General features: G+C 51.8%; 24 protein-coding genes, 3 tRNA genes and 1 riboswitch. Of the genes, 22 read left to right on the forward strand and 5 right to left on the reverse strand.

Annotated features, from left to right (window positions below; translation table 11 throughout):
- Nucleotides 1-175 precede the first annotated feature (175 nt).
- Both NWF31_RS06115 and NWF31_RS06120 read left to right on the forward strand, forming a co-directional pair.
- Nucleotides 176-838, forward strand: coding sequence for a cytochrome c biogenesis CcdA family protein (locus NWF31_RS06115; RefSeq protein WP_258359623.1), 663 nt, complete (start codon nt 176-178; stop codon nt 836-838).
- A 10-nt stretch (nt 839-848) separates the two neighbouring features.
- Nucleotides 849-1,355, forward strand: a complete 507-nt coding sequence (locus NWF31_RS06120) for a redoxin family protein (protein ID WP_258359624.1) — start codon at nt 849-851, stop codon at nt 1,353-1,355.
- 91 nt (nt 1,356-1,446) lie between these two features.
- Here NWF31_RS06120 and NWF31_RS06125 read toward each other — a convergent pair whose 3' ends face one another.
- Entirely contained in the window at nt 1,447-1,845 is a 399-nt protein-coding gene (locus NWF31_RS06125; RefSeq protein WP_258359625.1) for a YckD family protein, read from the reverse strand.
- A 165-nt stretch (nt 1,846-2,010) separates the two neighbouring features.
- Between NWF31_RS06125 and NWF31_RS06130 the strand changes: the two genes are divergently transcribed.
- Nucleotides 2,011-2,769 (forward strand): helix-turn-helix domain-containing protein, encoded by a 759-nt coding sequence (locus NWF31_RS06130; protein WP_258359626.1) that lies wholly within the window; start codon nt 2,011-2,013, stop codon nt 2,767-2,769.
- Between the two features lies 1 nt (nt 2,770).
- Here the strand turns inward: NWF31_RS06130 and NWF31_RS06135 are convergent, their stop codons facing one another.
- Nucleotides 2,771-3,724 (reverse strand): L-lactate dehydrogenase, encoded by a 954-nt coding sequence (locus NWF31_RS06135; RefSeq protein WP_258359627.1) that lies wholly within the window; start codon nt 3,722-3,724, stop codon nt 2,771-2,773.
- Nucleotides 3,725-3,790: 66 nt separating this feature from the next.
- Between NWF31_RS06135 and NWF31_RS06140 the strand changes: the two genes are divergently transcribed.
- The 12 genes from NWF31_RS06140 (at nt 3,791) to NWF31_RS06195 (ending at nt 15,480) form a co-directional block, all read left to right on the forward strand.
- Nucleotides 3,791-4,714 (forward strand): selenium metabolism-associated LysR family transcriptional regulator, encoded by a 924-nt coding sequence (locus NWF31_RS06140; protein WP_258359628.1) that lies wholly within the window; start codon nt 3,791-3,793, stop codon nt 4,712-4,714.
- A 34-nt stretch (nt 4,715-4,748) separates the two neighbouring features.
- Nucleotides 4,749-4,887, forward strand: a riboswitch (molybdenum cofactor riboswitch).
- Nucleotides 4,888-4,973: 86 nt separating this feature from the next.
- The gene (modA, locus tag NWF31_RS06145; RefSeq protein WP_258359629.1) at nt 4,974-5,843 is read left to right on the forward strand and encodes a molybdate ABC transporter substrate-binding protein; all 870 of its coding nucleotides are present in this window, start codon (nt 4,974-4,976) and stop codon (nt 5,841-5,843) included.
- A gap of 44 nt (nt 5,844-5,887) precedes the next feature.
- Nucleotides 5,888-6,691 (forward strand): ABC transporter permease, encoded by an 804-nt coding sequence (locus NWF31_RS06150; RefSeq protein ID WP_258359630.1) that lies wholly within the window; start codon nt 5,888-5,890, stop codon nt 6,689-6,691.
- Nucleotides 6,679-7,788, forward strand: coding sequence for an ABC transporter ATP-binding protein (locus NWF31_RS06155; protein WP_258359631.1), 1,110 nt, complete (start codon nt 6,679-6,681; stop codon nt 7,786-7,788). Before NWF31_RS06150 ends, NWF31_RS06155 begins: the two co-directional genes overlap by 13 nt.
- Before the next feature lie 108 nt (nt 7,789-7,896).
- Nucleotides 7,897-8,514, forward strand: a complete 618-nt coding sequence (mobA, locus tag NWF31_RS06160) for a molybdenum cofactor guanylyltransferase (protein ID WP_258359632.1) — start codon at nt 7,897-7,899, stop codon at nt 8,512-8,514.
- Between the two features lie 49 nt (nt 8,515-8,563).
- Complete coding sequence (locus NWF31_RS06165; protein WP_258359633.1) at nt 8,564-9,835, forward strand: molybdopterin molybdotransferase MoeA; 1,272 nt, start codon at nt 8,564-8,566, stop codon at nt 9,833-9,835.
- Nucleotides 9,836-9,866: 31 nt separating this feature from the next.
- Nucleotides 9,867-10,376 carry a molybdopterin-guanine dinucleotide biosynthesis protein B gene (mobB, locus tag NWF31_RS06170; RefSeq protein WP_258359634.1) on the forward strand — a complete coding sequence of 170 codons (510 nt, stop codon included), beginning with the start codon at nt 9,867-9,869 and terminating at the stop codon, nt 10,374-10,376.
- Nucleotides 10,377-10,475: 99 nt separating this feature from the next.
- Nucleotides 10,476-11,216, forward strand: coding sequence for a phosphate signaling complex protein PhoU (gene phoU / locus NWF31_RS06175; RefSeq protein ID WP_258359635.1), 741 nt, complete (start codon nt 10,476-10,478; stop codon nt 11,214-11,216).
- A gap of 1 nt (nt 11,217) precedes the next feature.
- Complete coding sequence (locus NWF31_RS06180; protein WP_258359636.1) at nt 11,218-12,834, forward strand: Na/Pi cotransporter family protein; 1,617 nt, start codon at nt 11,218-11,220, stop codon at nt 12,832-12,834.
- 71 nt (nt 12,835-12,905) lie between these two features.
- Nucleotides 12,906-13,757 (forward strand): polyamine aminopropyltransferase, encoded by an 852-nt coding sequence (gene speE, locus NWF31_RS06185; RefSeq protein WP_258359637.1) that lies wholly within the window; start codon nt 12,906-12,908, stop codon nt 13,755-13,757.
- Between the two features lie 44 nt (nt 13,758-13,801).
- Complete coding sequence (speB, locus tag NWF31_RS06190) at nt 13,802-14,662, forward strand: agmatinase (RefSeq protein WP_258359638.1); 861 nt, start codon at nt 13,802-13,804, stop codon at nt 14,660-14,662.
- A gap of 32 nt (nt 14,663-14,694) precedes the next feature.
- A complete protein-coding gene (locus NWF31_RS06195; RefSeq protein ID WP_258359639.1) occupies nt 14,695-15,480 on the forward strand; it encodes an SPL family radical SAM protein in 786 nt (261 codons plus the stop codon).
- 63 nt (nt 15,481-15,543) lie between these two features.
- Here NWF31_RS06195 and NWF31_RS06200 read toward each other — a convergent pair whose 3' ends face one another.
- From NWF31_RS06200 to NWF31_RS06210, 3 genes are read right to left on the reverse strand one after another with little or no spacing between them, the layout of a single operon-like run.
- Nucleotides 15,544-16,809, reverse strand: a complete 1,266-nt coding sequence (locus tag NWF31_RS06200; protein WP_258359640.1) for an efflux RND transporter periplasmic adaptor subunit — start codon at nt 16,807-16,809, stop codon at nt 15,544-15,546.
- A gap of 20 nt (nt 16,810-16,829) precedes the next feature.
- The gene (locus NWF31_RS06205) at nt 16,830-19,190 is read right to left on the reverse strand and encodes an ABC transporter permease (protein WP_258359641.1); all 2,361 of its coding nucleotides are present in this window, start codon (nt 19,188-19,190) and stop codon (nt 16,830-16,832) included.
- A complete protein-coding gene (locus NWF31_RS06210) occupies nt 19,190-19,894 on the reverse strand; it encodes an ABC transporter ATP-binding protein (protein WP_258359642.1) in 705 nt (234 codons plus the stop codon). Before NWF31_RS06210 ends, NWF31_RS06205 begins: the two co-directional genes overlap by 1 nt.
- A 94-nt stretch (nt 19,895-19,988) precedes the next feature.
- Here NWF31_RS06210 and NWF31_RS06215 point away from each other — a divergent pair, with 94 nt between their 5' ends.
- The 7 genes from NWF31_RS06215 (at nt 19,989) to NWF31_RS06245 (ending at nt 25,383) form a co-directional block, all read left to right on the forward strand.
- A complete protein-coding gene (locus tag NWF31_RS06215) occupies nt 19,989-22,010 on the forward strand; it encodes a beta-propeller domain-containing protein (protein ID WP_258359643.1) in 2,022 nt (673 codons plus the stop codon).
- A gap of 129 nt (nt 22,011-22,139) precedes the next feature.
- Nucleotides 22,140-22,214, forward strand: a tRNA-Val gene (locus NWF31_RS06220).
- 6 nt (nt 22,215-22,220) lie between these two features.
- Nucleotides 22,221-22,297: transfer RNA gene (locus NWF31_RS06225), tRNA-Asp, on the forward strand.
- A 5-nt stretch (nt 22,298-22,302) separates the two neighbouring features.
- Nucleotides 22,303-22,378: transfer RNA gene (locus NWF31_RS06230), tRNA-Phe, on the forward strand.
- 63 nt (nt 22,379-22,441) lie between these two features.
- Nucleotides 22,442-23,593, forward strand: coding sequence for a M24 family metallopeptidase (locus NWF31_RS06235; protein ID WP_258359644.1), 1,152 nt, complete (start codon nt 22,442-22,444; stop codon nt 23,591-23,593).
- A 139-nt stretch (nt 23,594-23,732) separates the two neighbouring features.
- Complete coding sequence (locus NWF31_RS06240) at nt 23,733-24,557, forward strand: helix-turn-helix domain-containing protein (protein WP_258359645.1); 825 nt, start codon at nt 23,733-23,735, stop codon at nt 24,555-24,557.
- A 145-nt stretch (nt 24,558-24,702) separates the two neighbouring features.
- Entirely contained in the window at nt 24,703-25,383 is a 681-nt protein-coding gene (locus tag NWF31_RS06245; protein ID WP_258359646.1) for a potassium channel family protein, read from the forward strand.
- Nucleotides 25,384-25,416 lie beyond the last annotated feature (33 nt).

A 25,416-nucleotide genomic window follows, 5' to 3' on the forward strand; every position in this document is an offset into this window, starting at 1 on the left:
TACAAAGGCAAAAGACATCCTCCAGGAGGTAAAAAAAACGTTTAGCCACCTTTTTGTTTCTTTTGCTTTACCTCGGGCCATTTTCCTTTTCCTGGCAAAATTATATTGACAGCGTAAATCAAACAATAATATAATCAAACAGAGGTGAACCATCCTGGAAAACTGGTCGACAATTATGGCCTTCACTGCTGGCATATTATCTTTTTTTTCTCCATGTATTATACCTTTATTGCCGGCTTATTTTACTTACCTGGGCAGTACGGCCGCAGCTAACGCCGGTGCAGGGGGGCTGAACCGCTCTTTCTTAATCGGCCGGGCGGCGCTCTTCACCGGCGGGTTTACCCTGGTTTTTATGCTCATGGGTGCGTCAGCCGGAGGCCTTGGTTCCTTGCTCCAGGTATACCGTACTTTTCTAAACCGTGCCGGCGGTATCCTGATCATATTTTTCGGTTTACAGGTGACTGGAATTGTACGCCTACCCTTTTTAAATCAAGAAAAAAAGTGGCATCTGCAGCCCCGGGATCCCGGTGCCGCCACTTCTTTTTTGCTGGGAATGGCCTTTGCCGCTGGCTGGACTCCCTGTATCGGCCCGGTCCTGGCTTCTATTTTAATTTATGCCGGTAGCCAGGCTACCCTTTTAAAGGGGACCCTGCTCTTAATGTTTTATTCCCTTGGGCTGGCAGTCCCCTTTATTGCCAGCGCAATGGCCATAGAAGCGGTTTTACGCCTTTTAAGCCGTGTTTACCGTTATTTACCCATTATATCCCTGTTAAGCGGGATTATACTTATTATTATGGGCTTCCTAGTATTTTTTGGTAAACTTAATACTTTTTTTTAGGAGGAGACCTATGGCAAAAAGCTGGAAAACGCCTCTTGCAATCATAGTTATAATGCTTGCCGTGCTTGTAGCTTCCTTTATCCTACCGGGACGCCAGGGCAGCAGGGTCCTTGCCCCTGAATTTACGCTAACAGACCTGGATGGTAATGAGGTTGGCCTGGCGAACTTTAAAGGCCAGGTGGTTGTTTTAAATTTCTGGGCTACATGGTGTCCCTACTGCGTGGCCGAAATGGAGGAATTGGATGCGGCGGCGGGGAGACTGGCGGCACGGGGAGTAAAGGTCCTGGCTATTAATATTATGCAGCGGGAAACCATTGCCGGCATTCAGGAATTCCTGGGAAAAAAAGAACATAATTACCTTGTACTCCTGGACCACGACAGCCGGGTAGCGAGGAGCTACGGAGTCGGCGGCATCCCCACTACCTTTATCATCGACCGCCAGGGCCAGATCCGCCGGGTCAAACAGGGTCCGGTGGAGCCGGGAGAGCTTGATAGGCTTGTAAAAGATCTTCTTTAATTAAAATGAGCGAAGAAATTAAGAAAGACAGCCCCATCTTTATAATGGGGCTGTTTCCCTTTAAAGTTCAATTAAGACTAAAACGCTAGCTTTATAGACCCATGTAACCGCGCATCATGGATGGGCCGTAGAAAGCTGAATTCTGGTTACCCTGGTTGGGGTTATTCCCGAAACTTCCCAGGAAGCCGCGGCCCCAGCCGCCCATCATGCCGTAGCCCGCCCCGCCATGGCAGGCACCGGGAACTATACCATATTTGCTATGGTATTCTTCCATGTTCCGGATTCCTTCCTTAATCGCCTCACCTTGTTCATTAGTTAGTTCGCCTGCTTCAACATACTTGTCGACAATTTTCTGGCGCAGCTCGATGATCTGTTGGTACAGGGCATCAATCTCTGCTTTTTGCTGGTCGGTAACTGCCGCATAGGCTACTGGCGCCAGCACCCCCAGCATTAAAGCTATGGCGAGGACGAAGGCAATTTTTCTCGTCACCTGCGCCACCTCCTTTCAAAGTATATTCTATCCCGCAGGTATTATAAAAATATGGGCAAAGTATGAAGAAAATTTGAAACTTGACAGGGTGGGAGCTTTTAATTTATACTTTATTCGATAATACTATAAATTAATTTAAGTTAAACCCCAGGAGAGCGAAAGAGAATGCGCGTCTGTGGTAAACGCATCCGGGAACTGAGGGAAGAACGGGGTTATTCACTTCAGGACCTGGCCAGAAAAGCTGAAGTTTCAGTTTCGTATTTAAGCGAGATCGAACGGGGGGCCAAAAAACCTTCCCTGAAAACCCTGGAGAAAATTGCCGGGGCTTTAAATTTCCCACGGGAGCAACTCGTGGAGGTCGGTAATGAGCGTGGCATCGCCCTGGGAGAGAGGATCCGGCTCTTGCGGGAAAAGAAAGGTAAAAGTTTGAGCACCCTGGCCGAGGAAGCCGGCATCTCCATTTCCTACTTGAGTGAAATAGAGAGGAGTAATGTTTACCCGGCCATCGATACCCTGAAAAAAATTACTGCCGCTCTGGATGTCCCCTTAAGTGCAATTATCGGTACGGGCGGTTCCCTGGGACATAAATTGCGCCAGGCCCGGGAAGAGCAGGGCCTTACCCAGGCTGACCTTGCTCGTGCTGCCGGGGTTTCGGCCGGCCTCATTGGCCAGATTGAGCAGGGCAAAGTGCAACCATCGTTGAAGACCCTGGAAAAAATCGGGGGAATATTAAATATCTCACCCTGCTATTTTATCGCCGACGATACCGGTTTGGATGAAATACTGAACCAGATGAGCCCCTCGGTACGCCGGTTGTTAATGGATCCCCAGGTTCAGTCTGTATTGCGGCTGGTATGTAATTGTACGGAAGATGAACTGCGTTTTATCCTCAATTTTATCCAGCTGTATAAACGCTGCCATTAACTTAAAGGCGGAGCCCGGCTATAATTTCCTGGAGGGTGGTCGCCGAGTGCCTGAGGGCAGCCAACTCCCCGTTTCCCAGGGGTATGGCGAGGATCTTTTCGCGCCCCTGGCTGCCTACCAGGCAGGGGAGGCTTAAGGCTACCTCACCTTCGAGCCCGTAAAGACCGCGGATCACGCTGGAAATAGTAAGGACGCTTTTCTCATCACGAAGGATGCTTTCGGTAATCCGGCTTAAAGCAAGGGCTACACCGTAAGCGGTAGCCCCTTTGCGTTCGATGATCGCATAGGCTGCCTCCCTGACCTGGCGGCTTATTTCGCTACGGAAGGCTTCTTCTTCGGTGGTACCGTCAAGGAGGTAAAACTCCTCCAGGTCAACCCCGGCCACATTGGCCAGGCTCCAGACGGGCACTTCGGTATCGCCGTGCTCGCCGATGACATAAGCGTGGATATTGCGGGGGTCGACATAGAGGTGGCGGCTCAATAGGTGGCGGAAACGGGCGCTGTCCAGGACGGTCCCCGCGCCCAGGACCTTGTTTTCCGGAAGCCCTGAGATCTTCCAGGCCACATAGGTCAGGATATCCACCGGGTTGGCCACCATGAGGATTAAAGCATCGGGGCAGTGTTGTAAAAAGGGCGGCAGTACCTCGCGGACAATGGCCGTATTGCGGTGCACGAGGTCCAGGCGGGTTTCCCCGGGCTGCTGGTTGGCACCGGCGGCAAAAATGATAATGCGGGCACCGCTACAATCGACAGGTTCCCCGGCGTAAATTCTGACGGGGCGGATTAAAGTAGCCGCATGGGCAAGATCCATAGCTTCGCCTTCAGCCCGGGCACGGTTAATGTCGACAAGGACTATTTCTTTGACGATAGGGCTGAAGAGGAGGGCAAAAGCAGTACTGGCGCCGACATAGCCGGCACCGATGATAGCCACCTTGGTTGGACCCTGGATGGGCATAATATCACCTCTTAGATATATTTTCCTCTTTACAGAAGGGTTATACTGCAACTGGAGCTATGAATTATGAACCTCAATTACTGGTTAACTTTTATTACCACAGTAGAAAAAGGCACCCTTTCCGCTGCCGCTGAGGAGCTGCACCTGACCCAGCCTGCGGTCAGCAAGCAGCTCCAGGCCCTCGAAGATTACTACGGCCAGCGCCTCCTTGAACGCCGGGGCCGGGAAGTGCATTTGACGGCGGCCGGGGAGATTTGCTACCGGCACGCAAAAGCTATTGCCCGCCACCTGGAACAAACGCGGCGGGAAATGGCTGAACTGACCAGCCTGTTGAAAGGACGCCTCCTTCTTGGGGCCAGCACTACGCCGGGCCAGTATATTTTACCCCGCTTGATAGGGGGGTTCCGGCGGGAATACCCCATGGTGGAGGCCGTGGTGGAGATTGCCGACTCCCAGGAGGTACTCCGGCGCCTGCAGGAGGGAGAAATCGACCTGGGAGTTGTCGGTGCATACGGGCGGGGTCGAAGCCTTACCTACAGCCGCCTGGTTGAGGATGAGCTGGTCCTGATTGTTCCCCCGGGGCACCGCCTGGCCGGGGTTAAAGTGGCGACTGTCCGGGATTTGCAGGGGGAGGCCCTTATCTGGCGGGAGGCCGGTTCAGGTACGCGGCGGGTACTGGAAGAACGGCTTGTGAAAGCAGGTTTTTACGTGAGTCCTGCCCAGATAGTCATGGAGCTTGGCAGTACTGAAGCCATTGTCAGTGCTGTCGAGGCCGGCCTTGGAATATCCCTGGTCACCTGCTGGGCCGTGGAAAAAGGTGTTAAATTAAACCGCCTGGCCATCGTTCCCCTCCAGGGAGTAAATTTAAAGCGCGATTTATACCTGGTACGACGTCGCCAGCCGTTAAGCCCGGCAGCCGAAGCTTTTACCTGTTTTTTAGAAAAGCATCCTCTCCACCTGCCGCTGCCAGGGCTCTTTTCTATATCTTGACGGGACAGTGGAGATAAGGTTATAATTATCAAAACTTAATTATCATCTCCGAGCCGGTATCACCTAAAGGCAACAGCCTATGGGATATCGGCCTGGGTCAAAAGTACCCACGGGGTAGGCCGGGAAACGGGCCTGCCTCCCTATGCTCGGAAAGGAGATTGACTGTGGCAGGGTTAGTGTTGCCCCGGTTTCCTTTGCGAGCCGGGGCATTTACTATTTCAAGCCAGCAGGTGCATAAATTGCAGGAGGTTGATTAACATTGGGACGTATTCTAAAGTTAATTGCCGTTATAGTGCTGGCTGTATTTTTATCAACCGGCTGTACTTCTACAAAGGAAAATGGCAAACCGGCCGGAAGGGGTGAAACTGGTGAACTTCATGTCTTTGCCGGTGCCGCCAGCAAACCTCCCCTGGAAGAGATCGCAGCCCTTTTTATGCAAAAGACCGGCGTAAAAGTAAACCTTACCTTCGGCGGTTCCGGCACTGTTTTATCCCAAATGAAGTTGTCCCGCCAGGGTGATATTTACATTCCCGGCTCATCTGATTTTATGGAAATAGCCAAGCGGGAAGGGGTTGTTGATGCGGGGACTGAAGAAATACTTGTTTATTTAATTCCGACAATTAATGTCCCAAAGGGTAACCCGCAAGGTATCCGCTCCTTAAACGATTTAGCCCGCCCGGGGGTACGGGTGGGCATGGCGCGGCCTGATACGGTTTGCGTCGGTCTATACGGGGTAGAAATCCTGGAAAAAGCCGGCCTGGCGGAAAAGGTTAAAAATAATATTGTTACTTACGCGGAAAGCTGTGAGAAAACGGCCAACCTGGTAGCCCTGAAACAAGTTGACGCCGTTATGGGCTGGGATGTATTTGAAAAATGGGAACCGGACAAAATTGAAACTATTTATTTAAAGCCGGAACAGGTAACCCGCATCGGCTACATTCCTGCAGCCATCTCTAATTTCACTGCAAACAGGGAAATAGCCGTCCGGTTTATGGCTTTTCTCGCCTCGGAAGAGGGAAAGAATATTTTCCGGAAATACGGTTACCTGGGAAGTGCAGAAGAGGCGCGTAAATTTGCCCCGGAAGCGCCGGTGGGCGGGGAATACCAGTTGCCGGCAGGCTGGCTCTAAAGCTTTGCCCCGGGTTTAAAGGGAAGAAGGTGAAACACAGGGAAGTGATCCGGAAAAAAACTATCACCAGGGCCTTTACCCTGGCTTTTAGCGGCCTGCTTATCATGGTGTTAATGTATATTTTATTACTTTTATTTTCCCAGGCAGGATACTTGAGCAAAGAGGTGCTTCTAAGCAGCCTTAAGGACAGGGAAGTCCATTTTGCCCTGGTCCTGTCTCTAGAGACATCCCTGTTAGTGGCAGCGGTGGCCCTCTTTATCGGCATTCCTGCCGGTTATGCCCTGTCACGCTTTAACCTGCCGGCCGGAGCGGTTATAGATACTTTAATTGACCTACCGGTTGTGATCTCACCTGTTGCCCTGGGGGCCTTGTTGTTGATCTTTTTTAATACAACCCCGGGATTATTCTTTCAGGAACATTTTTTCCAGGTGGTTTTTCAAGTAACCGGTATTATTGTGGCGCAGGCTACCATCGTCATTTTTTTAGCTATTCGTTTAATGAAATCTATTTTTGACTCCATCGACCCGGCTTATGAAATGGCAGCACGGGTTCTGGGGGAGAGCAGGGCAGGAGCTTTCTGGCGGGTAACTTTGCCCATGGCCAGGCACGGCATTTTGGCCGCCTTTATACTTTCCTGGGCCCGGGCCCTGGGTGAGTTTGGCGCTACGGTTACCCTGGCGGGAGCTACCAAAATGAAAACTGAAACCCTGCCAATTGCCATTTATTTAAATCTTTCTGCCGTCAAGATCGAGAAAGCTGTGGCCCTGATAAGTATTGTAGTTTTATTGGCTTTTTTCATTCTCCTGTCCTTACGATTGCTGACGGATAAAGGAGTATGGTACCGTTGATCCAGGTAGAGAATTTGACGGTGAAAGGTTCCGGTTTTTGCCTCGACGACATTTCCTTTAAGGTAAACAGGGGTGAATGCCTGGTTATCCTGGGGCCGTCCGGCGCCGGGAAAACGGTGCTGCTTGATACCCTGGCAGGCCTTAAAAAGCCCCGGGAAGGCAGGATAGTCTTCGCCGGCCGGGATGTAACCCAGTCTTTACCGGAAGAACGGAAGGTGGGTTATATTCAACAAAACCCGGCGATATTTCCGCACCTTTCTGTTATGGAGAATATAGTTTTTGGCGCCCGTCCCAACCGGATATCGGCGGCCGTGGCCTACAAAAGAGCCGGGGAACTGGCGAGTTTATTGGGTATTGAGCACCTTTTAAGCCGTACTAACCCCCTGACTTTAAGCGGTGGCGAAAAACAGCGGGTGGCCCTCGCCAGGACTTTGCTGGTAGAACCGGGAATTATCCTGATGGATGAGCCCTTTTCAGCCCTGGATAGTTTTACCAGGAGGCAGCTGATATTTTTACTTCCCCAAATTTTTGATCGTTTCCAGGTCACCGTTATTCACGTTACCCATGACCTCCAGGAAGCTTTTCTCCTGGGGGATAAAATTGCCGTATTAATCGAAGGGCGCCTGCACCAGTTAGGCACCCGGGACGAGATTTACCGCCAGCCGGCAACCCTTGCTGTGGCCAGGCTGCTATTAAACCGGAACACATTCAAAGGCAGGGTTGTTATACTTTCAAGTGAAGAAATGGTGGCGGAAAATGACCGGGGACTTGAGTTCAGACTGCCGGTGGCTCCAAAATTACGGCCGGGCGATAAAATTCATTTTGGCATCAACCCGCGGGAAATTGTTATTATCCGTCCCGGCCGCCCTCTAGCCCCCAGGGTGCAGTCCAATATTTTTCCGGCAACTGTCCGACGGATTTTTGACCAGTTTGGCAGTTATTTATTGTTCTTGGATCTTGTCGGTACAGGAATAGAGATAGAATTGGAGCTGCCCAGTTTTATTTACCATGATATGGATATCAATACAGGGGATCAGGTGACTGTATCTTTAAAAAAAGATGCTTTCTGGGTTTTACCGGCAGGTGAAGAAGGATAAACTGGCGTCTTGATTGATGGTGAGATTGCAATAACATAGTGGTTCAAATATAATCTTGCCAAGGATGTATTGTAACCGGGTACTAACCTTTCGGAGGCGCAGCTTGCAGTGTACGAGGCAGCCGGGATTGTCCTGGCAGGGGGTAAAAGCACCCGTATGGGTACCAATAAAGCCCTCCTGCCCCTGGGAAAAGAATCCATGCTGGCTACGGTTGTAGCGACTTTACAGCCGTTATTTTCCGACATTATCGTTGTCACCAACACACCGGATCTTTACCGGGACTTAAAGGCACGCCTGGTTCCAGACGTTATCCCGGGCCGGGGACCTTTAAGCGGTTTTCATGCCGGCCTCCTGGCATCATCTTACCACCACAACTTTATCGTTGCTTGCGACATGCCTTTCCTGGAACCGGACTTTATCAAGTATCTCTTTGAACAGTCCCGGGGTTACGATGTGGTAGTACCGCGGCGGGGTGAATACCTGCAACCCTTGCACGCTGTTTATTCCCGGGACTGTATAAAAGCCATTGAAGATTGCCTGGTAGGGGGGAATTACCAGGCCTTTGCCTTCTATCGCTGGGTGAAGGTACGTTATGTTGACGTTGACCGGCTGGCAGGTTTCAATGTCACGGAGAAGGTATTCTTCAATATAAACACCCCTGCCGACCTGGTGCGGGCGCGGCGCATGATGGGGGAGAGCGTTGCCAACCACGGGGCGCTGTCTTGATAGGACCAGGGGAATCACTTCATTTATCCTGGCGAAAGGATGCGGTGCAATGACACCTTTATCCCTGGAGGCAGCCCGGGAAATGTTACTGGTAGGATTAAAGCCGTCCGGACGGGTTACCGTAAGACTGGAGGACGCTTCCGGGCGGGTCCTTGCGGCTGGGGTCACGGCTCCGGGGCCTTTCCCTCCTTTTCCTCGCTCTCTGGTTGACGGCTATGCCGTGGGGCCGCAGCTTTGCGGGTTTGCAGGCCAGGGGGCAATCTACCGCCTGGTGGGGACGGTTCCGGCCGGCAGCAACCCCGGCATCACCTTAACCCCGGGGACGGCAGCAGCCATTTTTACCGGTGCCTGCCTGCCGGCAGGGACGGTAGCCGTTATTCCCGGGGAGCTGGTAAAACGGCAGGGAGAATTTATCAGCATACCCGGACTGCCTACCGGTCGCTATCTGGAACCCGCCGGGGCCGAAGTCAAAGGAGGGGAGGAGATACTGGCCGCAGGTACCACCCTGGGACCGGCGGAAGTCGGCCTTCTGGCTGCCCTGGGTTTACAGGAAGTGCCTGTTTACCGGCGACCCCGGGTGATCCTGGCAGCTACCGGCAGTGAATTGCTGGACCCTGCAGGTTTAAAGGAAAATCTCCCGCTTGTTAACCAGGCAGGAGGCTTTCCCTACCGTTCGGCAGGTTGTTCTGAGGCAAAAGTTCTTCCCTGTATATATAATAGCAATTTTTACGCCCTGGCAGCAGCCGTAGAAGCCTCCGGCGGGCGGGTAGTACCCCTGGGCGTTCTAAAAGACAGCCTGGAAGAACAGGCAGAGGCCTACCGTTATGGATTGCAGGAAGGGGACTTGCTTTTAACTACCGGCGGCGCCGGCGGTGGCTCCTTTGATTATACAACTGCTGCCTTTAGCCGGGCCGGGGGTGAGGTCCTTTTTACAGAACTGGATATCCGCCCCGGCCGGCGGGTCATAGCGGCGCGTTTGGGGAAAAAATTGATGCTGGGCTTGCCCGGCAACCCGCCGGCTGCCCTGGTGACCTATTACCTGCTGGTGCGGCCGGTTATCGGTGCCCTGAGAGGAGGGGAAGTAACCTTGCCGTCTTTTTCAGCCCGGCTGGCAGCAGTTATCGACCGACCGCGGCCCGGACGGGCCTTCCTCTGGGCCCGGGTCCGGCCCCGGACCGGCGGCAGTGATTGGGAGGTTACACCCCTGCCGCGCCTGCCGGGCGGCATTCGCGCCGCTGTAGGGGCCAACGCCCTGATTGACCTGCCGCCCGGTAAAGCTCCCGGGATAGGGGAGCAAGTAACGGTAATCATGCTTAACTGAAAGTAATGACATAATAGTGAGGAGGTTTTCCATGCCAAACAAGATACCCATTATTTCCGTAGTCGGCAAGTCCGATGTTGGGAAAACAACATTACTCACCAAACTCCTGCCGGAGATAAAGCGGCGGGGTTACCGGGTAGCTACTATTAAGCATGATACCCACGGCTTTGACATTGACCGCCCGGGTAAGGACACCTGGCGCCACGCCGAAGCCGGGGCCGACGTTGTAGTAATTTCTTCGCCCACCAAGATAGCCATCATTGAAAAAGTTGAGGCAGAACTTTCCCTGGATGCCATTGCCGAACGCATTGAGAATGTTGATCTGATTATAACTGAAGGCTACAAGCGTGGGGACAAGCCCAAGATCGAAGTCCACCGGGCAGCCGTGAGCAGCGAACTCCTCTGTACGCCGGAAGAGCTTTTAGCCGTGGCTACCGATGAGCCACTGCCTGTTGACGTGCCCTGTTACGACCTGGATGATGCTGCCGGCCTGGTAGACCTCATTGAAGCCAGGTTCCTGGCACCGGCAGGCCGGAAGTAGAAAGTAAATGGGACAACGACGAAGGGTATCCTTTACCCCTGCCGGCAATATACATTATAATAATAAAAAAGTATAAGAAAAACAGGGGGCAGGGGAAAGATGGGCCGGCCTATAAACGCCTATGACCGGGCACTGGTGCAATTGCAACAAAAAATTTTACAAATGGGTGATTATGTTGCCGGCCAGGTGGATAAAGCCCTGGCTGCCCTGAGGGATCAGGACTGCAATCTTGCCCGGCAGGTAATTGTGGACGACGACGTGGTCGACAACATGGATTACGAGATCGAGATGGCAGCCCTGGACCTGATATCATTGCAGCAGCCGGCCGATGAAGACCTGCGTACCCTGACTACCGTTATGCGGGTAGGTAAGGAACTGGAGCGTGTCGGCGATTATGCCGTCAACATTGCCGAGGTGGCCGAACGCCTCGCCCGCCTCGGCCCGTACTTCAAACCCCTGGTAGATATCCCGCGCATGAGCGACCTGGCCCGGGCCATGTTAAAGGACAGCCTCCAGACCCTGGTAAACCGCGACCTGGAAGCAGCCAGAGAAATAGTCCGGGCTGACGATGCCGTTGATTGCCTGTTTGAAGAGCTATACGAAGAACTTTTAGGTTTTATGAAACAGGGACCTGAATATGTCGACCAGGCCAGTTATCTCGCCCTGGTGGCCCGTTACCTGGAGCGCATTGCCGATCATGCCGTGAATGTCGCCGAAATGGTCGTCTACCGGGAGACCGGGCAACGCCGCGCCTTTAAATACTACCAGGGACCCCAGAAAACCGTTTTACCGGGGTGTTTAAATAAGGGGATTGACCCCGGTAATGGAGAGGGAATATAGCTTGAGTTCATTGTTGTTTACTGTTGCCACCGGGCTGGCAGGAGGGCTGGCCCTTTTCCTTTTTGGCATGCATCTTATCAGTACCGGCCTGCAAAGGGCGGCAGCCCGCCAGGTGCAGCATCTCCTGGGGACGGTGACAAAAAATCGCTTTTTTGGCATGCTGGCCGGGCTGGTAGTGACCATCTTTCTCCAGACCAGCGCCGTTACTACGGCACTGCTGGTAGGCTTCGTCAGCGCCGGGCTAATGAGCCTGGGCCAGGCCCTGGGGGTCATCCTGGGGGCGGCTATAGGTTCTACCCTTACGGCGCAACTTATTGCCCTGCGCCTCGGCGATTATGCCCTGTGGGCAGTTGTCGCGGGCCTCATACCTTACCTTTTTGCCAGGCGCCTGCGCTGGCGTCACCTGGGCCAGGCCATCCTTGGCTTTGGGCTTATTTTTTACGGTGCGGCCCTCATGGGTACGGCCGTAATGCCGTTAAACAATTTGCCCGGTTTTACGGCCGCATTGGCTCCCCTGGCAAATCACCCGTGGCTTATGTTGCTGGCAGCTACCCTTTTTACAGGTATTGTTCAGGGTAGCGCGGCAACGGTAGTCCTGGCAATGACCCTGGCCTCCCAGGGTTCCTTATCCCTGGAAACCGCCCTCGCCATGGTCCTGGGGGCCAATCTCGGGACTACTGCTACAGCCCTCATATCCAGCATAGCCCTTTCCCGGGAAGCTAAAAGGGTAGCCCTGGCCCATTTCTTTTTTAAGCTGGCAGGAGTTCTCCTCTTTTTACCTTTCCTGGGATTGTACAGCCGTTTGTCATTGTTGACCTCTACGGACATTGCCCACCAGGTTGCTAACGGGCACACCCTCTTTAATGTGATTAATATGGTAATCTTTCTCCCCTTTACCCATTACGTAGGCCGCCTTATGCAGAGGCTTTTACCCGACGTTACTGGTGAAGAAAAAGTGGCCAAGTACCTGGATCCAGAAGTCCTGGAGATACCGGAACTGGCCCTCGACGGCGCAACCAGGGAGCTTTTACGCATGGCCGCCATTATCAGGGAAGAAATGTTTCCCAGGGTGATGCAGCCCCTGGCCGAGCGGGAAGTAGAATTAATGGAAAAACTGCGCAGCCTGGATAATATCCTTGACTATCTTTACCGGGCGGTGGCCATTTATCTCGCCCAGCTAAACCATGGCAATCTTACCGAAGACCAGTTAATGGCCCAGACCAGGCTATTGTATATCGCCAACGACCTGGAGCATATAGGTGATGTGGTTGTAGAGATGGCCCACCAGTGGCGGAAAATTGAAGCCAGCGGGATGGAATTTTCCCCGGCGGGACAGGCCGAACTGCAGGAAATGTTTAACAAAGTCAAGGATAATTTTGCCATGGCCATCCAGGCCTTTGCCGCCGGTGACGAAGCCCTGGCTGCCCGGGTTATAAGGGGGCATCCGGAAATCTTGCGCCTGGAGAAGAACCTGCGCTACTCCCATTTCCAACGCTTACAGGAGGAGAACCGCCTCAGCCTGGAAACCACGTCCATCCACATGGACATTATCAACCAGTTCCTGCGCCTCAACATGCACAGTGTCAGTATAGCCCAGGCGGTTATGGGGATTATTTAACTGGCAGGCCTTGAGGTAAAGTTGTTTTTTTGTTAAGATAGCTATCTGGAAAAGGGAAGGAGTTGTTGATATTGCAAGGTATATGGTTTTCCGAACTGCAAACCCCCGGGCTGGGTCTATCCATTAAGCTGAAAAAAACCCTGCACCACGAAAAAACGCCTTATCAAGACCTTGCGGTGGTGGATACAGAGGCTTACGGGCGCATGCTGCTCCTGGATAACATAATCCAGACCACGGTGGGGGATGAATTTTTTTACCATGAAATGATTGCCCATGTACCTTTAAATACCCACCCCAATCCCCGCACGGCCCTGGTTATCGGTGGCGGTGACGGCGGTGTAATCCGGGAAATTATCAAACACCCCAGTATTGAGAAAGCCACCCTGGTGGAAATTGACGCCCGCGTAGTGGCCAACGCCAGGGAATACCTGCCGGAGATCGCCTGCGGCCTGGACGATGCCCGGGTAGAAATCCGCTTTGAGGACGGCATCGAGCACGTCCGCCAGATGGAAAATACCTATGACGTGATTATTGTTGATTCTACCGACCCTATAGGACCGGCGGTAGGGCTCTTCAGCAGCGAATTTTACCGTAACGTTTACCGGGCTTTAAAGCCGGACGGGCTCTTTGTAGCCCAGACGGAATCCCCTTTATTTAATGCCAGGCTTATCCGGCGTATCCAGCGGGACCTGGCAGAGATTTTCCCCATCGCCCGCCTGTACCTGACAACGGTACCCACTTATCCCGGGGGCATCTGGAGCTTTAGCCTAGGAAGCAAGGAATATGACCCCCTGGAGGTTGACTGGAAAAAAACGCCTCAGCTGGCAACCCGTTTCTACACCCCGGCCATTCACCAGGGTGCCTTTGCCCTGCCGCCCTTTGTCCAGGAGATCCTGGAAAAACGGGAAGAAGAGGAATTCTAGGAAAACAAAGGGGTATAAAGGGTCGAACGGGGGGAGTGAGGCAAGTGGTACATGGATTTAGAAAAAATCAAGGATTTTTAGCCAGCGGCGATGATTATGAAGCCGCCAAAATTGTCCTGGCGGGAATTCCCTTTGACACCACCGCGAGTTTCCGCCCCGGTGCCCGCTGGGGCCCCGGGGCCATTCGCGCCGTATCTGAAGTCCTGGAAGAATACAGCCCGTACCTTAAGCGCCAGTTAGGTGAGGTCCCTTTTTATGATACCGGCGACCTCGACCTGCCGCCGGGCCGGGTAGAAGCCAACCTGGAGCATATAGAGGCTGCCGCTGCGGCCCTTTTCCAGGACGGGAAGCTTCCTATTTTCATGGGGGGGGAGCACCTGGTGAGCTATCCCCTTATCCGGGCAGCCCACCGCAGCTACCCGGGGCTTGCCGTCCTTCACTTTGACGCCCATGCCGATTTAAGAGAGGAATACCTGGGGGAAAGGTTTTCCCACGCCACCGTCATGCGCCTGGTAGCAGAGGAAATAGGTCCCGGCAATATATACCAGTTTGGCATCCGATCCGGTACCTGGGGCGAATTTGCCTACGGCCAGGAAGAGACCAACTTTTTTATGGACGCAATCACTGTACCCCTGGAGAAGCTGGTACCCGAACTGGTATCACGCCCCCTTTATATTAGCATAGATATTGATGTCGTAGATCCTGCCTTCGCTCCCGGCACCGGGACCCCCGAACCGGGAGGCTGCACGCCCCGGGAGATCCTGCAGGCTATCTACCTGCTGCGCCGGGCCAGGGTAGTGGCCTTTGACCTGGTGGAAGTCTGCCCGGCCTACGATCAGGCTGATATTACCGCCATCCTGGCAGCTAAAATAATTCGCGAGGCCATCCTTGCCTGGAACAGGTGAAAGAGTAAGTATGGTTGAAACAGGTTGATTGTATGTTTAAATTATATGAGAGCACCTGCCGCAGCGCCCTGAATCCTTCCCGTATTCCCGGCATCAGCTATTGTTTGAACCCTTACACCGGCTGCAGTCACGGCTGTATCTATTGTTATGCCGGCTGCATGGCGCGTTTCAGGGGTCGCCAGGAAAAGTGGGGAACCTTTGTCCAGGTTAAGACCAATTTTGTTGAAGTGCTGGCCGGCCAGTTGCGGCGGCCCAAAAAGGGGAAGGTAATGCTGGCCAGCGTTACTGACGCTTACCAGGTTATTGAAAGCAAATACGGCTTGACCCGCGGGTGTTTGGAGTTATTAAGCCGGAGCGGTTTGGAAGTATCTATCCTGACCAAGTCCGACCTGGTCCTCAGAGATGCAGGGTTTTTGAAAGCAATGCCCGCCGCCGAGGTCGGCTTTACCATTACTACCCTGGATGACAGGCTGGCCCGGCTGTTGGAGCCGGGCGCGCCGCCTCCCTCGCGGCGCCTGGCGGCCCTGGAAAAGCTGTCTGCGGCCGGCATCAAGACGTGGGTCTTTGTCGCCCCGGTGATACCCGGCCTGACGGATGCTCCTGAAGACCTTGCCGCCATAACAAAAGCGGCCGCCGGGGCCGGCGCGCAGGAAGTAGACTTTGACCCGTTAAATTTCTACCCGGCGGCGGTTTCTAGTATTAGAGAACTTATATCCAGGTACTGGCCCGAGGCTAAGGGTGCTTTTGAACATGCGTGTCGCGACCCGCGCGCCTACCGGCAATGGTTGCGACGTTTTATTCCCCAGATTTCGCAGTAATAGCGGTAGCCGCCCGGGTAATTCCCGAACGGCTACCGTTAATCAGGTTTCACCGCAGCAGGGTTATGCCGCCTGGTTAACTCGCTTGCCCGGTTTCAGGCCCTCAAGCTGGGGATTTTTAATTACTTTATCCCCCGGTTGGAGACCCTGTTCTATAACGACCAGCACATCAGTTTCCATTCCCTTTTCTATTTTCTGGATTTGAGCCCTGCCATCGCGCACGACCCACACGGCCTCTCCATCTTCATAGGGGAAGAGACAGGTTTTGGGTACTGCCAGTTTGTCGTGCTGTTCCAGCACCGAAAATTCAACATCCAGGGCATATCCAGGCCGGAGCTCGGGCAGGTTGCCATCGGGCTGGATGGTGACTTTTACCCTTCGCTCCACAAGCCCCAGGGCCGATATTTTCTCGACTGCGGCAGGAGCAATGGATTTCACCGTACCCTGGAACCTGTAATCCCCGTCCTTTCTTTTCTGGATGAGTGTAACCTTTGTTCCCTCTTTAACGGCCAGGACATCTTCAACTCGCAGATAGGAGTTTATCTCATAACCATTGGTTGCCGTAAGCTTCATCAGCTGTACCTGCGGTGAAACCACCATTCCCTGCCTGGCATTGATCTCCTGCACCACACCGTCGATAGGAGAGGTTATACGGCTGTTTTCAATCTGGTATTCCAGCTGTTTTATCTGGGCGTCCACCGCTTCAATTAAACCCTGGAAATACTGTCCTGTGGCTGTGTTCCCGGAAAAAGCATTTTCTCCGGTTCCGGTTTGTTCCATTAAAAATTCAAGCTGCGCCTCCTGACTGGCAAGCTCGTCTTGCAATTGTTTCACCGCGTTTTCGGCGGCCTCGAGTTCAGTTTTGGCCACTGCATTGGCCTCGTATAAGAGCTGAACCCTTTTATAGTTTTCTTCGCTTTTTAGCAGCTCCCGCTTTGTTGCTTCGATAGCAAACTGCTGTTGCTTTATTTGGAGCCCAATTTCCTGGAAGGATTTCTGCTCCTGTCCGGCAAGGCTTTTACGCTGGGCTCTCAACTGCGCCAGTTGATATTCCATATCCTGGGTGTTTATTTGTGCCAGCAGTTCACCTGCGGCTACATGCTGGCCTTCTTTAACGGCAAGATTTATAATTTCCCCGGTAACCAGGCTGTATACAGGGCGTTCGAGTACTCCTTCGACGATGCCTTCTTCTTTAAAATTCTGGGCAACCGTTTGTGGCTTTACTTCTATAAGCTCTGCCTGGAGGGGCCTGGTGGCATAGAATACGCCATAGGCAACAACAATTGCTATAACGATAATTAACGACACAAGTTTAACGGATTTCTTCATAAACTTTCACTCCTTCAATGTTACTCCCTTTCCTTCAATACATCTACGAGGTCAAGGCTCGCCACCTTGCGGGCTACCCACCGCTGGGCCAGCCAGATGGCCAGCATTGTCCCCAGCAAGGCCAGGAGCAGGGCTGGCGGAGTGGTGATCGCAGGAAGGGAATAAAGGTCGCTGCTCATGCTGCTGGCAATCCCCTTATTTATAGCGTAAGCCAGGGGTATGCCTGCAAGGATGCCCAGCATGCCGATAAACCATTGCTCGACCGCGATCACCTCCAGCACTTCCCCCGGGCGCATCCCCAGGACGCGCAGGGAAGCCAGCTCTCTTTTACGTTCTGAAAGAGTTATGATGCTGGAGTTATAAACGATAGCAAAACCGGCGAATGCTGCTAGTAATACCATTATCCACAGCATTTGCTTGGATGAACCCATGAGATTATTGTATAAATCGATGATCTGCTGCCTTTCTTCCAGGGTGCTAATATATTTTGAAGTGCTATATTTAACTTTTAGCGCCGGGATCTTTTCTTTATCCATGGCGATAAGCGCTGCAGTGGCTACCTGGCCCTGCTGCAGTAACTTTAGCAGCGCTTCCTGGTTCATGTAGACATTGGTGCCCAGATACTGGGGGATAATTGCTACGACATGCACATAGACCGGGGATTCCTTTGCCCAGATGCTTTCTAATCGCAACTCATCGCCTGCTTTAGCATTTAATTTGCGGGCTACCTGTTCCGACAACAGCATTCCTTCACCGGGTATTTGTATCTGCTTTCCATGTGTATCAACCGGGGTATAAAGCTCGGCATCCGGCATCAAGCCTAGAGCCATTACTTCTACGCTTAGATGCCGGTTCTTTAACGTCACCGGCGCTTCTAATAAAGGTTCAACGCGCTTAATGCCCCCGTTATTTTGCAGTTCTCTTACCACTTCGTTTAAAGGCAGGGGCCGGTTAAAAGCGATTTTAAGATCGTATTTTTGCACTTTGGTAAACTGATCCAGCACCATAATATCCATCATGCTGTACATGGACCAAATTGAAGCCATCGTACTGAAAGTAAAGATAATCCCAATAAAGGTAAAAAAACTCCGCCCTTTGTTTCTTACCATGTTTCTGATGGCCATCCGCCCCGGGACCGTAAAAATCGCCCTGAACCCCGGTATTATTTCCAGCCAGGATTTCTTGCTAAATACAGGTACCGGGGGACGCAGAGCCTCCACCGGCCTTAACGTGAGAATAGACTTGGCCCCTTGAAAAGCCGCTGCCAGGCTGAAACCAACCGCTAAAAAAATTCCGGCTAAAAAATACTTAAGGGAAAACCTGCCGGCAAGATCTGGCAGGCTGAAAAAATCCTGATACATTCTGGTCATATATATAGAAAGGGCTGTACCGAGAAGCCCGCCCAGGATGCCCCCTGCCAGGCCTACCAGCAACCCGTAAGCAAGATAATGCCTGAGAATTTCCACAGGCCGGTAACCGAAGGCCATCAGGGTCCCTATCTGACCGCGCTGGGATTCTACCAATCTCTTGAGCATGATATATAAGATTATGGCGGCAATACTTAAGAACAATATTGGCACACTGGTGGAGGTTTTTGCCAGCCCTTTTAATTCTTCTGCCAGCATGGCATTGCTGGCCTGGTCTTTCCTGGCGACAAGACTTTCCAGGCCGTACTTTTCCAGTTCCGTTTTCAATTCCTGCTCGACGTCCTCAAATTTATACCCTGGCTTTAATGTGAAAGTTATATCATTAACCATACCTTTATAATTAAAGAGGCTCTCCATTACCCCGTAGGGTATATAGGCCACTTCAAAGGTTTGCGGGTCGGGGAAGATATTACCCATATCCCTGATGGCATAAACATATTCAGGGCTTTGACCGGTACCGGTGATTTTTAAATCGATCTTTTTCCCCTCAATAATTACTGAGATGGTACTACCCAGGGATAACCTGTGCGCCGTGAAAAACTTGTCGGCCGGCAGTATTCCGCGCTCATAATCTCCCGGAAAAGAACCCTGCAGCAGTTTCACCCCGTTTAGCTGGTATGGCCGGTGATCTGCCAAAGATATCAGCCTTAAATAAATATTCTTGTCTTGATCCAGGTTAATCACCCGGACATCTTGTACCAGCCGTCCCTGGACCAGATCAATGCCCGGGATTTCCTGCAATTTTTCCACCTGGGTAAAGGGTATGGCCTTTACCCTGGCAAAACCGTCGGCCAGGTGGAATTCCTCATAAAACTGATCCCGGGCTATAAATAGGTTATCCCTGGCCATCTGCATAGCAGTATAGGTCATCAACCCTATTATTATCACTATGACGCAGGCCAGATAAGCCATCTTATTTTCGGCGATGTCCCGTAGTAATTTTCGTATTAACATCACCACGACACCTCTTCCGGCGATACGGGGTTGGTCACATTGACAATGCGATCCAACCTGCCGTCCTTGAGGTAAAAAATCCGGTCGGCTATTTGGGCGATGGCTGCATTATGGGTGATGATTATTACAGTTTTTTTATAATGCCGGTTAAAATCTTTTAGAACCTTCAGCACCTGTATCCCGGTAGAAGAATCTAGGGCTCCCGTAGGCTCGTCGCAAAGCAATATTTCCGGGTTTTTGGCGACGGCCCTGGCGATGGCCACCCGCTGCTGTTCGCCGCCAGACAATTGCGCCGGAAAGTGATCGGCACGGTCGGCCAGCCCCACCTGCTCCAGCATTTCCACTGCCGGTAGGGGTTTTTTAGCTATCTCTACTGCAAGCATGACATTTTCATAAGCGGTCAGGTTGGGCATCAGGTTGTAAAATTGAAAAACGAACCCCACGGCATCGCGACGGTATCCTGTAAGGACTTTTTCCGGGGCATTGTGGAGAGGCTTATCCCGGTAATATATCTCACCGGAACTGGCTACATCCATGCCACCGATGAGGTTTAACAGGGTACTTTTCCCGGAACCGCTGGGCCCCAGCACGACAATAAATTCTCCCGGAAATATGTCAAAACTTACATCTTTTAAAGCTTCTACCCTTACCTCTCCCATTTGATAGTATTTGGTGAGGTTGCGGGCCTTTAGAATTAAATCCATGGCTTTCCTCCGGGCCATAAATTTTCTATAAAATATGGGAACAAAATTTTTTGCTACAACGTCAATATTATTGCAAAAAGAGGGGGGAAGCAAGATGAAAAAATATCTTATTATCTTCTTGCCGCTGATGATGTTGTTTTTAATTTTAATTTTAATTTTAATTTCACCCGTGACCTTAAAAAAATCAGTCGCTGCCAATAAAGATAAAACTGAAGACCTGCCAGTTGTCGGTACCTATGAAAACTTAAAGGCGCTTCTGGAAAAAGCCGGACAATACGGCATGTTAAGGTACGGCAAGGTTATGGTAATGGAAGACGCCGTTCAGGCCACGGCTGCTGCCGGTGGCCCGTTGCGCGTGCCGGCAGCAGTTAAAGGGGCAGAAGCGACTACGCCCGGCGATTATGCCACCACCAATGTCCAGGTCCAGGGCGTGGATGAGGCCGATATTGTTAAAACCGACGGCAGTTATATTTACCAGGTCAATAACCAGCAGGTAGTGGTAGCCCGGGTTTACCCGCCGGAAGGGATGCAGGTTACCAGCATATTACATTTTGATGCCGGGTTTACACCCCGGGAGCTGTACGTCGATGACAGGTATTTGGTTGTTATCGGTAATTCCTACAATTACAACCTTTACCCTGCTCCCGGCCGGCCGGTGCCGGAAATTTACCCGCCACCCCGTTATGGAAAAAGTACTGTTAAGGCTATTGTCTATGACCTCGCCGATAAAAGCAACCTGAAGCTATTGCGGGAAATAGAGCTGGAAGGTTATTATGTTTCTTCCCGTAAAATTGGACCGGCTTTATACCTGGTAGCTAATAAAAATATTGATTATTACATCTTGAAGGAAGGGGAGGCAAATCCCTTACCAACATACCGGGACAGCGCCAGCGGTGGTGGATTTACCAGTATCAGTTATGAAGACATCCGTTATTTCCCGGGCTTTGTGGAACCGAATTACATGTTGATTGCCGGAATTAACCTGGACCGCCTCGACCAGGAAGCCTCAATTAACGCTTATCTTGGCGCCGGGGAAAACATTTATGCTTCTTTAGAGAATCTCTACGTAGCGGTAAGCCGTTATGAGTCAAGGGATTCGGTGGGTCCAGCAGCTCATCTCAGTATTGCCGTACCGGGGGTAGTACCGGAAGGGGAATGGAGCACGGTTGTTTACCGTTTTGCCCTGGACCAGGGACGGGCTGAATATACAGGCCGGGGTGAAGTGGCGGGAAATATCCTGAACCAATTTTCCATGGATGAGTACAAGGGTTACTTCCGTATTGCCACCACCCGGGGTGACATCTGGCGCAACGATGAAAATACCGCTAAAAATAACATCTACATTCTTGATCAATCTCTTACGGTAGTTGGCCGGCTGGAAGGTATTGCTCCTGGCGAGCGTATCTATGCGGCACGATTTATGGGCGAGCGCTGCTATCTGGTAACTTTTAAAAACGTAGATCCCTTCTTTGTCGTCGATTTACAGGATCCAAAGGAGCCTAAAATCCTGGGAGCCTTAAAAATACCGGGTTACAGCGATTACCTTCATCCTTATGACGAAAACCATATTATCGGTTTTGGCAAAGATACGGTGGAGATCAGCCAGTTAGACCGGCAGGGTAAAAGCATGGGCAGTATGGCTTTCTACCAGGGCATGAAGATGGCGCTTTTTGATGTGATGGATGTGCAAAACCCCGTCGAGAAATTCAAGGTCACAATCGGTGATCGTGGTACAGATTCGGAATTGCTGCACAACCATAAGGCCCTGCTGTTTGCCAGGGATAAGAACCTGCTGGCATTCCCCGTAACTGTTATGGAGTTAAAGGAGCCTCAAGCTAATAACTATAATACCTTCCCTGCTTACGGCGAGTTTACTTTCCAGGGTGCTTATGTTTATAATATCGATTTGGTTGACGGTTTTACTTTGAAGGGCAGGATCAGCCACTTGAACGCACAGGACTACCAGCAGGCGGGACAATATTTTTATAACAGCGATAAAAACATCGAAAGGATTCTTTACATCGGCGATACCCTTTATACCGTATCTAAAAGCATGATTAAAGCCAGCAACCTGGGGGACTTAACCACCATAAACAACCTGGTCTTAACCCGGTAGCCTATTCTGTCGGGTGGCTTTTTTAAAGTAATAAAACAAAGCCTTCACCTAACGATGAGAAAAACGAGGAGAAAATATTTGACTTACCGGTGGTACCGTGCTATAATATCTTACGCGGTATGCACCTGGGGGCGGTTAGCTCAGCGGGAGAGCACCTGCCTTACAAGCAGGGGGTCGGCAGTTCAATCCTGCCACTGCCCACCAGTAAGTGGAGCCGTAGTGTAGCGGTTTAACATGTCGGCCTGTCACGCCGAAGATCGCGGGTTCAAATCCCGTCGGCTCCGCCAAACTTGCCTCGGTAGCTCAGTTGGTAGAGCAGAGGACTGAAAATCCTCGTGTCGGCGGTTCGATTCCGCCCTGAGGCACCAGTATTATAGGCCTGGATATACCAGGCCTTTTCTGTTATTACTTTTAGCTTATGGGGGATAGACATGAACGGGACGGAATGCAGGCAACGGATCAGGCGTTTCCAGGAGGTTATCCATACCCTGGGGTTAGACGGCGCCTTCATTTTCCAGGCCGCCGACCTGTATTACCTTAGCGGCACCGCCCAGAGCTGCCATCTTTTTATTCCCGCATCGGGAGAGCCTTTACTCATGGTCTACAGGGATGTCTCCAGGGCGCAGGCCGAGACGGCGTTAAGCCAGGTGATAGCCCTGAAAAACTTCAGGGAAATCCCCTTGCTACTTGCCGAAGCTGGCCGGCATGGGTTAAAGTGCCTGGGTTTAGAAATGGATGTCATATCTTTAAACCTATTCCGCCGTTACCAGGAGCTTTTTCCCGATTGCCAGTGGAAAGACGTAAGTCGTATTTTACGAACCCAGCGTATGGTCAAATCTGACCTCGAACTCGACGCCCTGCGTTATGCGGCTGGCAGGCACGCCGAAGTTTTCAAATACATAAGCAACGTGATAAGACCGGGAATGACGGAGCTGGAAATAGCTGCTGAATTTGAAGCCCGTGCGCGCCGCCTTGGCCACCAGGGCACGAAACGTTTCCGAGGCCAGGAACAGGGATTGATACCGGGCATTGTAGCGGCCGGGGCGAACTCGGCCATGGTTTCCTGTTACGACTTGCCCTTAGCCGGGAGCGGCCTTACGCCCTTGTATCCCATGGGTCCCGGCTGGCACCGGTGGGAAAAGGAGGAACCCCTGTTAATTGATTATGCGGGCGTATACGGTGACTATACCGTCGACCAGACGCGCATTTACCTGGATAAAGGCGCACCTGCCGTCCTGCAGAAGGCCCAGGAAGTGGCCGTGGAGATAGCGGCCAGGGTGGCGGAGGAGGCCAGGCCCGGGGTAACGGCAGGAGAGCTTTATGACCTTGCCGTGAAGATGGCCGGTATTGCAGGATTAAGCGAACATTTTATGGGGCACGGCCGGCAAATGAGATATATCGGGCACGGCGTCGGGCTGGAATTGAATGAATGGCCGGTTATTGCCATGGGAGATAAGACTATCCTGGAAGAGGGGATGGTCTTTGCCCTGGAGCCCAAATTTGTCTTTCCGGGGCAGGGTAGCGCCGGGGTGGAGGATACGTATGTAGTTACGGAAAAAGGAGCAGTAAGCCTGACTTATTAAGTAAAAGTGTAGGAATTAATTTCCAAAGTTGCGAACAAGGGATGAAGGCGTAAAGGAGAAGGATTATCTTCATAACTGCCGAATATGTATAAAGAGTTGAGTAACAGATATCCTTTTTATACCAGGGGAAAATAAGAAAATGGCCTCAGAACGCCAGAAACCTATTGATGCCCGTCTTAAACTGGCCAATCTCGAACTTCAAGTAGCCTTGCTGGCAAGGGCGGGTTTAAAGCGCTGGGAGATAGCTACAGCCCTGGGTTTACAACAGGGTACCGTAAAATCCCAGCTCGAAAGAGTGGCCAACAAGCTTGGGCCTAATTGGAAAGGCAGGCCTGACATTATCTGGCCGGAGTTGGAAGAAGAAGTCTTACATGCCATAAAGTCTTTACAGGAGCAGAATAAACAGGAAATAAATTTTAACTACGCCCGCATGGCGATGGAAGGGAGTATATCCCCTGATGAAGCTGCCATCCTCCAGTTGCAGGGCGTGCCATCCCCGGCAGGAACTGCCTACCTGCGCCGGGCCCGGGCCGTCCAGTGGCACCTGCTCCTCCTGGGAGATGGCCGTGTTTTACACGTTGGTGCTGCTCCCCGTTTTTGGATAAAACCTGCCCTAACGTTTCTTGCCGACAGCAAATACATCCGGTATTTACATAGTGATAATGGCGACGACCCTTACCGGCCGTGGTGGTTGCCCTATACCACCGGCGGCCGTGTACGGGGTACCAAGGCTGCCTATTATAAACTCGGGGATGCTTCCGCCGGGGATTACGTTAGCAATTACCTGCAGGCCTGGCTTGAAGAAGAACTCGTAGACTACGTAACCCGCCTTTATAGCCGCATACAGCAGCGCTGGCTGGCATTAAGCCGTATTGCCAGAAACGCCGGACGAAAAGAACCGGAGCCTCCTCCTACCCAGGAAGAGCTACTGTTAGAAGCACGACAAGCCCTTGGAACAAGTTAAATAATTATAACGGCGCCGCCCCTTCAGGGCGGCGCTAAAATTAATTAGTACACCTGCAAAGCATCTATGGAGGAATAAAATATTCCAGTGGCAGGAAGCGAGCATGCGGCAGCGAATAGATACAATAGAAGAGAGGAGTTGAACTATGAGGGTTGTCATAGTCGGTGGCGGCAAGGTGGGTTATCAGGTAGCCAAACAATGTACGGCCTGGGGTTGTGAAGTAGTTCTTGTGGAACATGACCTGGAAAAGGGAGAAAGAATTAAAGAGGAACTCGGTTTGCCGGTAATCATCGGTGATGGAACCAACCCCCAGGTGCTAAAAAAGGCAGGCGCTGAAGAGGCTGATATTGTTATAGCTATAACGGATGATGATCAGGATAATCTGGTAATCTGCCAGCTGGCAGAGCGCCAGTTTAAAGCCAGACGTACCCTGGCCCTGGTAAATAATCCTGGCAATGAAAAGCTATTCCGCTGGCTGGGGGTCAACCAGGTAGTTGGTCCGGCCTCCCTTATCCTGGGATTAATCCAGGAAACGGTAGATATTGATGCAACTACTGCCCTGTGGATGCAGGGCATTAAAGATTTAAACATGATCCAGTTTAAACTTGCTTCGGATTCCCCCGCCCTAAAGCGAAAAATCAAAGAGATACCCTTTCCCAACGAATGTATCCTGGTAACTATTGTCCGGGGTAATTCGGCCATTGTACCATGTGGGAATACGGTCCTGGAAGCAGGTGATCTGGTCTTTGCCCTTACCAATCCGTCTGTCCAGGCGGAGCTGGAGTATGTCTTGACCGGGAGGGTTCAAGGAGGAGACGGGAGATAGGCTATCAGCCGGGAAGAATTATTTCCCGTTTCC

It is taken from the genome of Neomoorella sulfitireducens, assembly GCF_024733845.1.
Taxonomy (GTDB): domain Bacteria; phylum Bacillota; class DSM-521; order Neomoorellales; family Neomoorellaceae; genus Neomoorella; species Neomoorella sulfitireducens.

Bases quoted from the DNA above. Each gene is read 5' to 3' on its own strand.
- NWF31_RS06140 (WP_258359628.1), top strand. From the start codon at position 3,791: ATGAACCTCAATTACTGGTTAACTTTTATTACCACAGTAGAAAAAGGC.
- NWF31_RS06205 (WP_258359641.1), bottom strand. From the start codon at position 19,190: ATGTTAATACGAAAATTACTACGGGACATCGCCGAAAATAAGATGGCT.
- NWF31_RS06200 (WP_258359640.1), bottom strand. From the start codon at position 16,809: ATGAAGAAATCCGTTAAACTTGTGTCGTTAATTATCGTTATAGCAATT.
- NWF31_RS06130 (WP_258359626.1), top strand. From the start codon at position 2,011: ATGCGCGTCTGTGGTAAACGCATCCGGGAACTGAGGGAAGAACGGGGT.
- NWF31_RS06245 (WP_258359646.1), top strand. From the start codon at position 24,703: ATGAGGGTTGTCATAGTCGGTGGCGGCAAGGTGGGTTATCAGGTAGCC.
- NWF31_RS06155 (WP_258359631.1), top strand. From the start codon at position 6,679: ATGGTACCGTTGATCCAGGTAGAGAATTTGACGGTGAAAGGTTCCGGT.
- NWF31_RS06135 (WP_258359627.1), bottom strand. From the start codon at position 3,724: ATGCCCATCCAGGGTCCAACCAAGGTGGCTATCATCGGTGCCGGCTAT.
- NWF31_RS06195 (WP_258359639.1), top strand. From the start codon at position 14,695: ATGTTTAAATTATATGAGAGCACCTGCCGCAGCGCCCTGAATCCTTCC.
- NWF31_RS06115 (WP_258359623.1), top strand. From the start codon at position 176: ATGGCCTTCACTGCTGGCATATTATCTTTTTTTTCTCCATGTATTATA.
- NWF31_RS06165 (WP_258359633.1), top strand. From the start codon at position 8,564: ATGACACCTTTATCCCTGGAGGCAGCCCGGGAAATGTTACTGGTAGGA.
- NWF31_RS06215 (WP_258359643.1), top strand. From the start codon at position 19,989: ATGAAAAAATATCTTATTATCTTCTTGCCGCTGATGATGTTGTTTTTA.
- mobB (WP_258359634.1), top strand. From the start codon at position 9,867: ATGCCAAACAAGATACCCATTATTTCCGTAGTCGGCAAGTCCGATGTT.
- phoU (WP_258359635.1), top strand. From the start codon at position 10,476: ATGGGCCGGCCTATAAACGCCTATGACCGGGCACTGGTGCAATTGCAA.
- NWF31_RS06210 (WP_258359642.1), bottom strand. From the start codon at position 19,894: ATGGATTTAATTCTAAAGGCCCGCAACCTCACCAAATACTATCAAATG.
- NWF31_RS06120 (WP_258359624.1), top strand. From the start codon at position 849: ATGGCAAAAAGCTGGAAAACGCCTCTTGCAATCATAGTTATAATGCTT.
- NWF31_RS06235 (WP_258359644.1), top strand. From the start codon at position 22,442: ATGAACGGGACGGAATGCAGGCAACGGATCAGGCGTTTCCAGGAGGTT.
- NWF31_RS06240 (WP_258359645.1), top strand. From the start codon at position 23,733: ATGGCCTCAGAACGCCAGAAACCTATTGATGCCCGTCTTAAACTGGCC.